The sequence below is a fragment of the Enterobacter cloacae complex sp. ECL411 genome (genome assembly GCF_021869665.1).
Lineage (GTDB): Bacteria > Pseudomonadota > Gammaproteobacteria > Enterobacterales > Enterobacteriaceae > Enterobacter > Enterobacter intestinihominis.
This window is the reverse complement of the sequence record NZ_CP091486.1, coordinates 1,436,120-1,450,109: the sequence shown is the minus strand read 5'-3', so window position 1 is coordinate 1,450,109 and position 13,990 is coordinate 1,436,120. Positions and strand designations below refer to the sequence as shown.

The 13,990-nt window shown below is 57.4% G+C and carries 10 protein-coding genes; 4 read left to right on the top strand and 6 right to left on the bottom strand.

The window, feature by feature from the left end; all coding sequences use genetic code 11:
• Positions 1–127: 127 nt before the first annotated feature.
• Positions 128–1,384, top strand: a complete 1,257-nt coding sequence (locus tag L3069_RS06870) for a DUF1479 domain-containing protein (RefSeq protein ID WP_038415728.1) — start codon at positions 128–130, stop codon at positions 1,382–1,384.
• Here the strand turns inward: L3069_RS06870 and L3069_RS06865 are convergent.
• Complete coding sequence (locus L3069_RS06865) at positions 1,381–2,454, bottom strand: LacI family DNA-binding transcriptional regulator (RefSeq protein ID WP_032676354.1); 1,074 nt, start codon at positions 2,452–2,454, stop codon at positions 1,381–1,383. The two genes, L3069_RS06870 and L3069_RS06865, sit on opposite strands and share 4 nt — an antisense overlap.
• 285 nt (positions 2,455–2,739) lie before the next feature.
• On the opposite strand from L3069_RS06865, the gene L3069_RS06860 reads away from it, so the two are divergent.
• On the top strand, positions 2,740–4,041 hold the full coding sequence (locus L3069_RS06860; protein WP_023299659.1) for an MFS transporter: 1,302 nt from the start codon (positions 2,740–2,742) through the stop codon (positions 4,039–4,041).
• A 17-nt stretch (positions 4,042–4,058) separates the two neighbouring features.
• A complete protein-coding gene (locus tag L3069_RS06855) occupies positions 4,059–6,422 on the top strand; it encodes a TIM-barrel domain-containing protein (RefSeq protein ID WP_038415727.1) in 2,364 nt (787 codons plus the stop codon).
• 91 nt (positions 6,423–6,513) lie between these two features.
• On the opposite strand, the gene L3069_RS06850 is transcribed toward L3069_RS06855, so the two are convergent.
• A complete protein-coding gene (locus L3069_RS06850) occupies positions 6,514–8,109 on the bottom strand; it encodes an ABC-F family ATPase (RefSeq protein ID WP_038415726.1) in 1,596 nt (531 codons plus the stop codon).
• Positions 8,110–8,331: 222 nt separating this feature from the next.
• On the opposite strand from L3069_RS06850, the gene ldtB reads away from it, so the two are divergent.
• The gene (ldtB, locus tag L3069_RS06845) at positions 8,332–9,252 is read left to right on the top strand and encodes a L,D-transpeptidase (protein WP_003858435.1); all 921 of its coding nucleotides are present in this window, start codon (positions 8,332–8,334) and stop codon (positions 9,250–9,252) included.
• Between the two features lie 41 nt (positions 9,253–9,293).
• Here ldtB and L3069_RS06840 read toward each other — a convergent pair whose 3' ends face one another.
• From L3069_RS06840 to L3069_RS06825, 4 genes are all read right to left on the bottom strand, one after another.
• The gene (locus tag L3069_RS06840) at positions 9,294–10,010 is read right to left on the bottom strand and encodes a GntR family transcriptional regulator (RefSeq protein ID WP_023305749.1); all 717 of its coding nucleotides are present in this window, start codon (positions 10,008–10,010) and stop codon (positions 9,294–9,296) included.
• Between the two features lie 14 nt (positions 10,011–10,024).
• Positions 10,025–11,347, bottom strand: coding sequence for a PTS sugar transporter subunit IIC (locus tag L3069_RS06835; RefSeq protein ID WP_023305748.1), 1,323 nt, complete (start codon positions 11,345–11,347; stop codon positions 10,025–10,027).
• 51 nt (positions 11,348–11,398) lie between these two features.
• Entirely contained in the window at positions 11,399–12,775 is a 1,377-nt protein-coding gene (locus tag L3069_RS06830; protein WP_022647532.1) for a glycoside hydrolase family 1 protein, read from the bottom strand.
• 161 nt (positions 12,776–12,936) lie between these two features.
• Positions 12,937–13,977, bottom strand: coding sequence for an aldo/keto reductase (locus L3069_RS06825; protein WP_023299653.1), 1,041 nt, complete (start codon positions 13,975–13,977; stop codon positions 12,937–12,939).
• Between the last annotated feature and the right edge of the window lie 13 nt (positions 13,978–13,990).

Below are 13,990 nucleotides of genomic sequence, written 5' to 3'. Positions count from 1 at the left end.
TCCGGCCCCTTCACTCTTTTTCCATCCTGTGGCGCCCGTCAAGGTTTTAAACTTGCATTAACTTATTTTTAACTTAAAGTGTCACTTGTAGATACTTTTACTTTCGAATGAAAGATGCGAGGCAGTTATGACCTTTACCAGCGAAACGTTGCCAGCGGACCACAAAGCGGCAATTCGTCAGATGAAACGCGCGCTACGGGCCCAGATCGGTGACGTGCAGGCAGTGTTCGACCGGCTTAGCGACAAAATCGCCGCCCGCGTGGCGGAAATTAACGCCCTTAAAAATAAAGGTGAATCCGTATGGCCGGTAATCCCCTTTACGGATGTGAAAAACGGTACGATCACCGCCGAACAGCGCGAAGCGGTTAAACGTCGCGGCTGCGCGGTGATCAAAGGCCACTTCCCGCGCGAGCAGGCGCTGGCATGGGATCAATCGATGCTCGACTACCTCGATCTGAATAAGTTTGACGAGGTTTACAAAGGACCCGGCGATAACTTCTTCGGCACCTTAACGGCCTCTCGCCCGGAGATTTATCCGATCTACTGGTCTCAGGCGCAAATGCAGGCGCGCCAGAGTGAAGAGATGGCACAGGTACAGTCGTTCCTGAATCGTTTATGGACATTTGAGAGCAACGGTAAGCAGTGGTTCGACCCGGACGTGAGCGTAATTTATCCGGACCGCATTCGCCGCCGCCCACCAGGAACAACCTCGAAAGGCCTTGGCGCACACACCGATTCCGGCGCGCTGGAGCGCTGGCTGCTGCCCGCTTATCAGCAGGTCTTTGCCCGCGTGTTTGACGGCAACGTTGAGAAATACGATCCGTGGAATGCTGCGCACCGTACCGAGGTGGAAGAGTACACGGTGGATAACACCACCAAATGCTCCGTGTTCCGCACCTTCCAGGGCTGGACGGCACTGTCGGACATGATCCCCGGCCAGGGGCTGCTGCACGTGGTGCCGATCCCGGAAGCGATGGCTTACATTCTGCTGCGTCCGCTGCTGGACGACGTGCCGGAAGACGAACTGTGCGGCGTGGCGCCGGGGCGCGTGCTGCCGATTTCTGAGAAGTGGCATCCGCTGCTCATCGAAGCGTTGACCAGCATTCCCGCGCTGGAAGCCGGTGATTCTGTCTGGTGGCATTGCGATGTGATCCACTCGGTCGCGCCGGTGGAAAACCAACAGGGCTGGGGCAACGTGATGTATATTCCTGCCGCGCCGATGTGCGAGAAAAACCTCGCCTACGCGAAAAAGGTCAAGGAAGCGCTGGAAACCGGCGCGTCACCGGGAGATTTCCCGCGCGAGGATTATGAGAAAAGCTGGCAGGACCGTTTCACCGTGAACGATCTGAACATCCACGGCAAGCGCGCGCTGGGCATGGCTTAACTGTCGTAAAGCCCTTCCCGCTCAACGGCGGTGCGTCGTTTTCCCTGACGTATCCGCCGTACCGATTCCCGCACGGCCAGCGTGCCGTTCAGCAGCAATGTTCCGACCGGCGCGTCCGGGCGCATCAGCCGCTGCTGGAGCATATATACCGCTTCTGTTCCCAGCTCATCGCGCGGGACATGCACCGCCGTCAGAGGCACATCCTGAATCGCCGCGAGATTAAAGCCGTCGATGCTCATCACCGAGACATCCTGCGGCACGCGCAGACCGTGTTTTTGCAGGGCGCTGATGGTCCCCGCCGCCATAAAGTCGCCGCCCACCAGGAACGCCGTCGGCAGATCTTTCCCTTTTTGCTGGTGAAGCCACTCACTCACCAGCTGCTCCGTCTCTTTGGCGCTGAAGCTTGGCACCATCAGCAGATCGCGCCGGTCGCTAAACCTGAGGTTATGGCCGTGCCACGCGTCGCGGATCCCCGACAGGCGCAGCTCCATGGTATAGCGACGCAAACACAGCACATTCATCACCTCCCGGTGCCCCATCTCGAACAGGTACTCCGCCGCCCGCTCGCCAATGGCGCGGTGATCCGGCGCGACGGCGGGCAGGCGCATGTGGCGGTCCCGGCAGTTAATCAGCATGCAGGGTTTGCCCACGTCTACCGCCAGATCGTGGATATGCGGATCGTCGATACCGAGGAGGATCGCCGCCTGGGTGTCCACTTCGTTCATGCGGGCCAGAAACAGCTGGGCGTCGCTGTCGTTCTCCTCCAGCGCACAGTAACGCAGGCGAACCTCGTGCGAGGCCAGCCCTTTGCTCACGCTCTGGATGACGCGGTAGTAAAAGATGTCAGACCGCTCGTCAAACGCCCGCTGCGGGGCAAACACCATCAGGCTGTTAAGCAGCAGACGCCCCGCCGCCATGCCCTCTATTACCCCCAGCTCCCGCGCGCATGCCAGCACCGTTGCCCGTGCTTTTTCGCTGGTGTTTGCCTTCCCCGCCAGCACGCGGGAAACGGTGCTGATGGAGAGCCGGGTACGGGCGGCGATTTCGGTGATTTTAAGCCTTTTATCCATTTTGTGATCTGGCTCCGGATGTGAAATGAAAAAATTTTCACAACATCTTTATCAGGTAATAACTTGCGAGAAGGCCATAATGCCGAAAATTAAACCTCGGTTATGAGAAAGTTTGCACAAAATCCACTATTTCCTGCTCAATTTCTCTCTTAAGGTGAACCTGTCACACAACTTCCATACTAGTTGTATAGCAGCTTAGCACTCTAAAACAGATAACTTTCAAACGCCTGACGCTGTGTGACACCTGAACCTTTGTCCCTTACCGTCCGTCTTGTGGAGAAGAAAATGAGTCAGGACATCAACAACACCGTTGCGACAAGCAAAACCCGTCGCGTCATTAAGAATCTGCGCTGGTACGTACTGGTGCTGTTTCTTCTTGGCGTGACCGTAAACTACATCACCCGTAACTCGTTAGGTATTCTCGCCCCCGAGCTGAAAGAGAGCCTTGGTATCACCACCGAGCAATACTCGTGGATCGTCGGCGCGTTCCAGATCGCCTATACCATTTTCCAGCCCCTTTGCGGCTGGCTGATTGACGTTATCGGCCTCAAGATTGGCTTTATGGTCTGCGCCGGGATTTGGGCGCTGATGTGTATCTTCCACGCAGGTGCCGGGAGCTGGCTGCATCTCGCGATCCTGCGCTTCTTTATGGGCGCGTCCGAAGCCGCCGCCACGCCAGCGAACGCCAAAACCATCGGTGAATGGTTCCCGAAATCAGAGCGTCCTGTTGCCGCCGGTTGGGCGGGCGTGGGCTTCTCCATCGGTGCGATGCTGGCTCCGCCAATCATTTACTTCGCTCATGCGTCGTTCGGCTGGCAGGGTGCGTTTATGTTTACCGGCGTGCTGGCGCTGCTGTGGGTGATCCTGTGGTGGATCTTCTATCACAACCCGGAGCAACACCCGAACCTGAGCCGCGACGAGCTGGCGTTTATCAAACAGGATAACGAACCCGCACCGGTCAGGCTGCCCTTTCTGACCGCGCTGAAAACCGTCTCGAAGAACAAACGGTTCTACGGTATCGCCATTCCGGCCTTTATGGCGGAACCCGCCTGGGCGGTGCTGAGCTTCTGGGTGCCGCTGTACCTCGCCAAAGAGCACGGCATGGATTTGAAACAGATCGCGATGTTCGCCTGGCTGCCGTTCCTCGCCGCCGACCTCGGCAGCGTGGCGAGCGGCTACCTCACCCGGCTTTATACCCGCTGGTTCGGCTGCACCCGCGTCAACTCGGTGGTGGCAAGTTCAGTGACCGGCGCGTTTTTGATGATTTCTCTGGCCGTTGTGGCCGTGACCCGCGACCCGTATATCACCATCGTGCTGATCTCCATCGGCGGTTTCGGCCACCAGATTATCTCCTGCATGCTGAGCGCGCTGGTCGTGGAGTCGTTCGACAAGGGCCAGATGGCGACGGTTAACGGCATGCGCGGCTCGGCGGCGTGGATCGCCAGCTTCCTGTTCTCTCTTTTGATTGGGGTGACCGCCGACAAAATCGGCTTCAACCCGCTCTTTATCGCCATGGGCTTCTTTGACCTGATTGGCGCTTTCTTCCTGGTGGCATTTATTGCTGAACGTCGCGCCAAGCGCGCCTGATAGTGGATGTATTGCATATGAAAACCCTGAAAAACTGGACCATCGATACGCAGTCAGCGAATCATCTGGAACTGCTGGTGGATAACCAGCACCGTCTGTGCCTGTATGTGCTGGAAGAGAATCTGTTCCGCGTGCTGATCAAGCGTAAAGGCCAGCTGGCGCTGGACCGCACCTGGAGCATCGCGCCGGAACAAGACGTACCGTGGGAAGGCCGCCGTCGCGACGATGTCAGCGGCTTCACCTGCCCGGCCTGGACACTGACGCAGCAGGGCGATGCGTTAACCGTAGCGACCGAACAACTGCGCGTCATCGTCCACCAGCCCCTGTGGCTGGAGTGGCACTACCGCAATGAGGCGGGCGAGTGGCAGCCGTTGGTCAATGACCGCCCGACCAGCGCCTACCTGCTGAACGCCCACGGTGACGGCGTGGCGCACTATCTCAGCCGTCGCAATGATGAACGTTTTTACGGTCTGGGTGAGAAAGCGGGGGATTTACAGCGCAACGGCAAACGCTATGAGATGCGTAACCTGGACGCGATGGGCTATAACGCCGCCAGCACCGATCCGCTGTACAAGCACATCCCGTTCACCCTCACCCGTCGCGATGACGTGAGCTACGGCCTGTTCTACGATAACCTGAGCAGCTGCTGGCTGGATCTGGGTAACGAGATCGACAACTATCACACCGCCTACCGCCGCTGGCAGGCGGAAGCGGGCGATATTGACTACTACCTCTTCACCGGCAAGCGCGTGCTGGACGTGACGAAAGCCTTCGTGCGCCTGACGGGGAAAACGCTGTTCGGACCGAAGTGGAGCCTGGGCTACAGCGGCTCAACCATGCACTACACCGACGCGCCGGACGCGCAGGACCAGCTGATGAACTTCATCCGCCTGTGCGATGAGCATGCCATTCCGTGCGACTCGTTCCAGCTCTCCTCCGGCTATACCTCGATTAACGGCAAGCGCTACGTCTTTAACTGGAACTACGACAAAGTGCCGCAGCCGAAGGTGATGAGCCAGGCGTTCCACGACGCGGGGCTGCGGCTTGCGGCAAACATCAAGCCGTGTCTGTTGCAGGATCATCCCCGCTACGGCGAAGTGGCGGAACGCGGCCTGTTCATTCGCGATTCAGAAACCGATGCGCCTGAACGTTCCAGCTTCTGGGATGACGAAGGATCGCATCTCGACTTCACCAACCCGCAGACGGTGCAGTGGTGGCAGAACGGCGTGACCACGCAGCTGCTGGAGATGGGCATCGACTCCACCTGGAACGACAACAACGAATATGAAGTGTGGGACGGGGAAGCGCGCTGCTATGGCTTCGGCCAGGAGATCGCCATCAAGCATATTCGCCCGGTGATGCCGCTGCTGATGATGCGCGCCTCGCTGGAAGCACAGCAGCGCTTTGCGCCGGATAAACGTCCGTATCTGATCTCCCGCTCCGGCTGTGCCGGAATGCAGCGCTACGTTCAGACCTGGAGCGGCGACAACCGTACCAACTGGGACACCCTACGCTATAACATCCGCATGGGCCTGGGCATGAGCCTCTCCGGACTGTTCAACGTCGGTCACGACGTCGGCGGTTTCTCCGGCGACAAGCCGGATGCCGAGCTGTTCGTGCGCTGGGTACAGAACGGCGTGATGCATCCGCGCTTTACCATCCACTCGTGGAATGACGATCGCACCGTGAACGAACCGTGGATGTACCCGGGCGTGACCCCTGCGATTCGTAGCGCCATTGAACTGCGCTATCGCCTGCTGCCGTACCTCTACACCCTGCTCTGGCAGGCGCACGCCGACGACGAGCCGATGCTGCGCCCGACCTTCCTCGATCATGAGCACGATGCGCAGACCTTTGAAGAGTGCGACGACTTCCTGCTGGGCCGTGACCTGCTGGTGGCCAGCGTCGTCGAAGCCGGGCAGCGCGAGCGCCGCGTCTGGCTGCCGGATAACGAAACCGGCTGGTACGATTTTTACACCCACGCGTGGTATGCGGGCGGGCAATCGATCGTCCTTGATGCGCCGCTGGAAAAGCTGCCGCTTCTGGTGCGCGCAGGGGCCGGTTTGCCGCTCAGCGAACGCATCCGTCACGTGAGCGCCGATAAAGACGATACCCGCGAGCTAAAACTGTTCCCGGTGAAAGGCGTCGGCACCACCTCCGGGCTGCTGTTTGAGGATGACGGCGAAAGCTGGGGCTACCTGAACGGCAATGCGCTGTGGGTGGAATGGGAGATGGTGTGCGACGGCGCAAGTATCAACCTGAAGGTGAATGCGCGCGGCGACTATCGTCCGGCATGGAAGGCACTGAAGGTGTCGTTACCGACGGGGGAAAAACGTACGCTGCGGGTGAACGGGGTTGAAGGGGGCGAGTGGGTGGTTTAGTACGTCCTGATGCCCTCACCCTAACCCTCTCCCACAGGGAGAGAGGATAGAACGTAGGCCGGGTAAGGCGAAGCCGCCACCCGGCTATTTTTTAACTCTCGATACCTTTACTGCGCAGGTAATCTTCGTAGTTACCGGTGAAGTCCACCACGCGCTCTGGCGTGATTTCGATCACGCGGGTCGCCAGGGAGCTGACGAACTCACGGTCGTGAGAGACGAAGATCAGGGTGCCCTGATACATCTCCAGCGCCATGTTCAGGGATTCGATCGATTCCATATCCAGGTGGTTGGTTGGTTCGTCCATCACCAGGATATTCGGTTTTCCCATCATCAGCTTGCCGAACAGCATACGGCCCTTTTCACCACCGGAGAGCACTTTGGCGGGCTTTTTGATGTCGTCCTGGCTGAACAGCAGACGCCCCAGAATGCTGCGTACCGCCTGCTCGTCGTCGCCTTCCTGCTTCCACTGGCTCATCCAGTCGAAGACGGTCAGATCGTTTTCGAACTCATATTCATGGTCCTGCGCGTAGTAACCAATCTGCGCGTTTTCAGACCATTTCACGGTACCGTTATCCGGTTGCATTTCGCCCACCAGAGTTTTCAGCAGGGTAGATTTACCCACGCCGTTGGCGCCCAGGATAGCAATCTTCTCGCCCACTTCCAGCAGCAGGTTGAAGTTTTTGAACAGCGGGCCTTCATCGAAGCCTTTGGTGAGGGCTTCCACTTCCAGCGCGTTACGGAACAGCTTCTTGTCCTGCTCGAAGCGAATGAACGGGTTCTGACGGCTGGAGGCTTTTACCTCTTCGAGCTTGATTTTGTCGATCTGACGGGCACGCGACGTTGCCTGGCGCGATTTAGAGGCGTTAGCGCTGAAGCGGCTGACGAAGGATTGCAGGTCCGCAATCTGCGCTTTCTTCTTGGCGTTGTCGGCAAGCAGACGTTCACGCGCCTGGGTTGCCGCCGTCATGTACTCATCATAGTTGCCCGGATAAACGCGCAGCTCGCCGTAATCCAGATCCGCCATGTGCGTACACACCATGTTAAGGAAGTGACGGTCGTGCGAGATGATGATCATGGTGCTGTCGCGATCGTTCAGCGTCTGCTCAAGCCAGCGGATGGTGTCGATGTCCAGGTTGTTGGTCGGTTCGTCGAGCAGCAGGATGTCCGGGTTAGAGAACAGCGCCTGCGCCAGCAGCACACGCAGCTTCCAGCCTGGCGCAACTTCGCTCATCGGACCATAATGCTGTTCAACAGGAATGCCGACGCCCAGCAGCAGTTCGCCCGCACGCGCTTCCGCAGAATAACCGTCCATTTCGCCGTACTGCGTTTCCAGGTCGGCCACTTTGTAACCGTCTTCTTCGCTCATCTCAGCGAGACCGTAGATACGATCGCGCTCCTGCTTCACTTCCCACAGCTCCGCATGCCCCATGATCACGGTGTCGAGCACGGTGAACTCTTCGAAGGCGAACTGATCCTGACGCAGCTTACCGATACGCTCGTTCGGGTCGAGCGACACGTTGCCCAGCGTCGGCTCCAGGTCACCGCCGAGGATCTTCATAAAGGTGGATTTTCCGCTACCGTTGGCACCAATCAGGCCGTAACGGTTGCCGCCGCCAAATTTGACGGAAATATTTTCGAACAGCGGCTTACTGCCAAACTGCATAGTGACGTTGCTGGTAACTAACACGGAGAGATTCCTGCGAAAAGTGTGATAAACGCGGCATTATGCCACAATTCCGAATTGAGATCCTGTGTTGCGGTAATCCACTAAACTTTAACAAAATCGAAAAAAATGTGATTTCGTACACATCTGAATTCCCAGTTAACGGGAATGCACATATAATGCGCTCCCATTACAGATTCAGACTTCTCAACTCATCGCCAGAATGGCTTAGATACCTCGCATAACATGAACATGAAATTAACAACGCTTTTTGCGGCGGCGTTAGCCGTAGTAGGTTTTTGTAAGACCGCGTCTGCGGTGACGTATCCCCTGCCGACAGACGGAAGCCGTCTGGTGGGTGAAAACCAGGTGGTGACGGTTCCGGAAGGTAACACTCAGCCGCTGGAATACTTTGCGGCGCAGTATCAGCTCGGCCTGTCTAACATGCTGGAAGCGAACCCGGGCGTTGACCCGTATCTGCCGAAAGCGGGTACCGTACTCAACATTCCACAGCAGTTGATCCTGCCGGATACCGTGCACGAAGGTATCGTGATTAACAGCGCCGAAATGCGTCTGTATTACTACCCGAAAGGCACCAACACCGTGATCGTGCTGCCTATCGGTATCGGTCAGCTGGGTAAAGACACCCCGCTGAACTGGACCACCAAAGTGGAGCGTAAGAAAGCGGGCCCAACCTGGACGCCGACCGCCAAAATGCACGCTGAGTACATTGCTGCCGGTGAACCGCTACCGGCCGTTGTGCCTGCTGGCCCTGATAACCCGATGGGTCTGTACGCGCTGTACATTGGTCGTCTGTATGCCATCCACGGTACTAACGCCAACTTCGGTATCGGCCTGCGCGTAAGCCACGGCTGCGTACGTCTGCGTAATGAAGACATCAAATTCCTGTTCGATAACGTGCCGGTCGGTACGCGCGTGCAGTTCATTAACGAACCGGTGAAAGCGACGTCAGAGCCGGACGGCAGCCGTTACATTGAAGTGCATAACCCGCTGTCCACCAGCGAAGATCAGATCAACAACAACGAAATCGTACCGATTAAGCTGACCAGCGCGGTGCAGTCCGTTACCTCTCAGGCGGATGTTGACACGACCATCGTTGACCAGGCGATTCAGAACCGTTCCGGTATGCCGGTGCGTTTGAACTAATCGCGAGCACGAACAAAGCGGGCCTCGAGGCCCGCTTTTTTTTATCCGTTATTCACAATTACGATGCCGCCATGATCATAGCGATAGTGACAATGGGCGTACTCCAGCGGCGTACCATCTTCCAGATAGATCACCTGCTCGACCTCCAGCACCGGGTCGGTTGGCTCACAGACCAGATGCTGCATATCCAGCGCACTGGGCTTCAGCGCCCGCACCACACGATACGATCCCATGATCTTCAGCCCCAGCGTCTCCTGCACATACCGGAATACCGAACTTTCAAGATGGGTTTTGTTCAGGCCGGGCACCAGATTGAGCGGCATCACCGTGGCGTCCAGGGACATCGGCTCACCGTTGAGTAAACGCAGACGGATGAAGTCATAGATCGGCGTATCCGGATTTATCATCAGCGAGGCCTGCTCTTTCTCGTTCGGGAAGCGAAGTTCGAAGTGCACCACCTGGCTCGACACCGTGCCTAAATGTTCCCAGGTTTTGGTCGCCCCAAAGTAGTCGCTGCCGGAGAGATCCCACTGGGAAAGCTGGAGGAAATTTTTGCGGATGAACGTGCCCTGTCCCTGCCGGGTATAGACCAGCCCTTCTACGATCAGCTGACGCATCGCCTGCTGAATGGTCATCCGGCTGGTGCTGAATTCCGCCGCCAGCGCGAACTGGTCCGGCAGCGGTTCATTGGCGGCGTACTGCTGGGTAATAATGCGTTTCTTAATTTCCCGCGCTATGGTGATGTACTTCGCCGCCATCTTCCTTCCTTAAATTAGTTTTCTGTCCCGCTGTTTTTCAAGGCCACTCGCTCGGCCACCTTGAGGAAAGGCAGGTAGAAGAATACACCAAATACGATGATTGCCAACTGCACCACCACCGCCCGCCAGTCCCCCGCCGTCGCCAGCCAGGCGCTGAGGATCGGCGGCGTGGTCCACGGGATCATCACCACGCAGCGCGACATCAGACCCAGCGTGGTACAGAGCCACGCAAAGTAAATCCCGATGGCGGGCAGCAGCACAAACGGGATCATCAGCGGCAGGTTAAAGACAATCGGCAGGCCGAAAATCACCGGCTCGTTGATGTTGAACAGACCCGGCGCCAGTGACAGACGCGCCACCTGCTTCGCTGATTTCTGTCTTGAGAAGATGAAGATAGCGATCAGCAATGAGATAGTGCTGCCCGTCCCGCCCACCATGCCAAAGGTCGGCACAAAGATGTTGTTGATGATGTGTGGGATCGGCTGGCCGTTGGCAAAGGCCAGCATGTTCTCGTTAGTGTTGATCAGGAGGAACGGTTCCAGCACCACGCTGTTGACTACCGACTGATGAATACCGAGCGTGAACAGGAAGTTACCGAAGCTGTAAATGAAGATCGTCCCGGGCAGACTGGTGTTGATCAGCCGCAGCGGCTGCTGAATGAATGTCGTAATGAGATGGATCAGATCCGTATGCAGCACGTTCGCCAGTATGGCCGCCAGCACCGCAAACAGGGAGAGCGTGAGGATTGTCGGGATCAGCGCGGTAAAGGATTTGCTCACCGCCGGAGGCACGTTCTCCCCCAGCGAAATGTGCAGCGCCTTCAGCCGTGAAATGGCGATAAACAGCTCGGTTGAGAGCAGCCCAATCAGCACCCCGGCGAAGATCCCGGTGGAGCCGATATTGGCGAACGTCAGCACCTGGGTGACGTTCACCGGGGCGTCGCTGCCGACAGGCGTAATCTGTAAGCGCATCGGCATCATGATGATGAAGCTGCTGACGGCGATAACCACTGCCGAGACCGGATTGTCGAAATCTTTGTTGCGCGCCAGCGACCAGGCGATCATCGGTGCCAGCAGCAGCGCGGCGATGTTCAGCGTGCCGTTGATAATAGCCTCGCCCCACACCTTAAACTGCGTGAGCGTGTCGCCTTCCAGCACCCATGGAAACACGACGTTGTTCACCAGCACCGCCAGACCGGCGAGGATGAAAATCGGCATCACCGTGGCGAAAGCGTCCCGCAGGGATCGCAGGTGTACCTGGTTTGCCAGGCGCGCCGAGAACTCAACAAATTTATCGACAAAAGACTGCATGTGCGGTGTTATTTTTGTTTCAGACATAGCGGAGTATTCCCATCAATCAGTCACAAAAACGGCCCGGCAGCGTACGGCTTACATCTCGCGTCCGTTAGTATGGATAACCTGTTTTAACCACGCGTAGCTCTTCTTCGGCACGCGCTTAAGGTCTTTCAGGTCGTGATTTTCACGGTTGACGTAGACCACGCCGTAGCGCTTACGCATGTCACCCTGCGAGCTGAGAATGTCGATTAAGCCCCAGCCGAGGTAGCCCATTACCTCTGCCCCGTCCTCGAATATTGCCGCTTTCATCGCCTCGATGTGCGCCCGGTGGTAGTCGATGCGGTAGGTGTCCTCGATCGGGTTTACCCCGTCCCAGGACTCGATCACGCCGATGCCGTTTTCAATCGGGAATACCGGCATCCGCCAGTCGTTGGCATAGCGGGTGATGATGGTGCGAAAGCCCAGCGGGTCGATCTGCCAGTTCCACTCGGTGGCTTTCAGGTACGGGTTATTTTTCTCGCCATGCAGCAGGTAATGGTTCACCGGCGTGCCTTCCGGGATGGCATCGCTGTCCAGCGTTTTGCTGGCGTAATAGCTGAAGGCCATAAAGTCGTTCTTCGTGCGCGCAAACAGCGCGAGATCGTCTGCGCGGTAGATATCACCGAAGCCCTCCTGCTCCACCACCGCCATCACCGCCGGGCTGTAGCCCTGTCCCGCGAAGACGCGCAGCAGGTTCTGGTTGAGGAATTCGTCGTACTGCTGGGCGCAGAAGATATCGCGCGGTTTGCAGGTGGCTGGATAAATCAACTGGTGCGCCAGCATGCCGCCCATCAGCTTGCCTGGCTTAGTCTGGTGCAGGTATTCGGTCAGAGTCATGTGCGCCACCATCGCATGGTGCTGAAGCTCATACAGCTCGCGCAGGGTTTGTTCACCTTTCATGTAACCGGAAATGCGAAAAGCTTCCGGCATATGGAAAATGTTCTGCTCGTTGAAGGTCAGCCAGTACTTCACGCGATCGCCGTAGCAGTCGATCATCTTCTTGCCGTAGCGGATAAAGGCCTCCATCACCCGGCGTTCGTTGAAGCCGTTGTACTCCTGCGCCAGCGCCAGCGGCATATCGAAGTGGTAGAGGCAGACCATCGGCTCAATACCGCGGGCGAGCAGATCGTTAATAAAGCGGTCGTAAAACGCGATACCTTCGGCGTTGAACTCGCCGTCACCCTGCGGGCAGACGCGGCTCCAGGAGATCTGGAAGCGGTAGCAGTTCATGCCCAGATCCTGCATCAGATCGAAATCTTCCCGGTAGCGGTGGTAGGAGTCGGTCGCCACTTTCCAGTCGGAGATGTTTTCTCCTGCTTCCCGAATGTCATATACCGACATCCCCTTCCCGCCCTCATTCCATGCCCCTTCCGTCTGCATGCTGGATACCGAGTTGCCCCATAAAAAGTTGGCTGGCAGTGATTTGTTCATGGTCTCTCCCTATATGACTAGTCATTTAAATTTAATGACTAGTCATATAGATCGAGATGAAACATCAGGCAAAGAGAAGGAGCATTTTTTGTGAGGTGGGTTGAAATAAAGACCAGAGATAGTAGCCCCGGTAAGCGAAGCGCCTCCGGGGAAAAGGAAGGTTACTGCTGCGCGAGCTGACTACGACGGTATTCCCCCTGCCGCTCCAGCATCCAGCCTGGATATTCGCGCGGCAGCGCACTGACGGCATCAAGCTGTTTAAGCTCGTCTTCGCTTAAGCGGATCCCGGTGGCGGCAATATTATCGTCCAGCTGATCGACGCGTTTCGCACCAATAATGACGCTGGTCACCGCTTTTTGATGCAGCAGCCATGCCAGCGCGATTTGCGCCACGGAGACGCCCCTACGCTCGGCAATGACGCGCATTACGTCCACGCAGTCGAAGGCGCGATCTTTATTCACCGGCGGGAAGTCAAATTCCAGACGGCGGCCTCCGGTTTCGCTCTGCCCGTCACGACCGTATTTTCCGCTCAGCAGGCCGCCCGCCAGCGGGCTCCAGACCATCAATCCGACGCCTTCGCTCTGCATCATCGGCACCAGCTCGCGCTCCAGGTCACGTCCGGCAATGGTGTAATACGCCTGCAACGATGCGAAACGCGCCAGCCCAAGACGTTCAGAAATACCGAGCGCTTTGGCAATCTGCCACGCAGTCCAGTTCGAGACGCCGATGTATCGCACGTGACCGTGCTGTACAAGGTTATCCAGTGCGTAAAGCGTCTCCTCAATGGGGGTCGCGGGGTCGAAACCGTGCAGCTGATAGAGATCGATATGATCGAGCTGCAGGCGGCGCAGGCTCTCCTTTACGCTGTCGATAATGTGATAGCGCGAGCCGCCGCGTGAGTTCACTCCCGCCGTGCCCGTTTCACCAAACACCTTTGTGGCGACCACCACGTTTTCACGTGGAACGTTCAGGTTTTTCAGCGCCTGCCCGAGGATCTCCTCCGAGCGTCCTTCCGAATAGACGTCGGCAGTGTCGATAAAGTTGATGCCCGCGTCCAGCGCGCGGCCCACCAGCTGCTCGGCTTCGTTTTGCCTTAGCTGGCCAATCTTGCCCCACATGCCGCCCTCGCCGCCGAAGGTCATGGTGCCGAGGCAGAGTTCAGAAACAAACAGTCCGGTATTGCCCAGTTTTTGATAACGCATAACGCTTTCCTCG

What these genes read in the sequence shown, in the direction of transcription:
- L3069_RS06835 (WP_023305748.1), bottom strand. Translation starts at nt 11,347, where the DNA reads ATGTCTGAAACAAAAATAACACCGCACATGCAGTCTTTTGTCGATAAA.
- L3069_RS06825 (WP_023299653.1), bottom strand. Translation starts at nt 13,977, where the DNA reads ATGCGTTATCAAAAACTGGGCAATACCGGACTGTTTGTTTCTGAACTC.
- L3069_RS06855 (WP_038415727.1), top strand. Translation starts at nt 4,059, where the DNA reads ATGAAAACCCTGAAAAACTGGACCATCGATACGCAGTCAGCGAATCAT.
- L3069_RS06865 (WP_032676354.1), bottom strand. Translation starts at nt 2,454, where the DNA reads ATGGATAAAAGGCTTAAAATCACCGAAATCGCCGCCCGTACCCGGCTC.
- L3069_RS06870 (WP_038415728.1), top strand. Translation starts at nt 128, where the DNA reads ATGACCTTTACCAGCGAAACGTTGCCAGCGGACCACAAAGCGGCAATT.
- L3069_RS06830 (WP_022647532.1), bottom strand. Translation starts at nt 12,775, where the DNA reads ATGAACAAATCACTGCCAGCCAACTTTTTATGGGGCAACTCGGTATCC.
- ldtB (WP_003858435.1), top strand. Translation starts at nt 8,332, where the DNA reads ATGAACATGAAATTAACAACGCTTTTTGCGGCGGCGTTAGCCGTAGTA.
- L3069_RS06860 (WP_023299659.1), top strand. Translation starts at nt 2,740, where the DNA reads ATGAGTCAGGACATCAACAACACCGTTGCGACAAGCAAAACCCGTCGC.
- L3069_RS06840 (WP_023305749.1), bottom strand. Translation starts at nt 10,010, where the DNA reads ATGGCGGCGAAGTACATCACCATAGCGCGGGAAATTAAGAAACGCATT.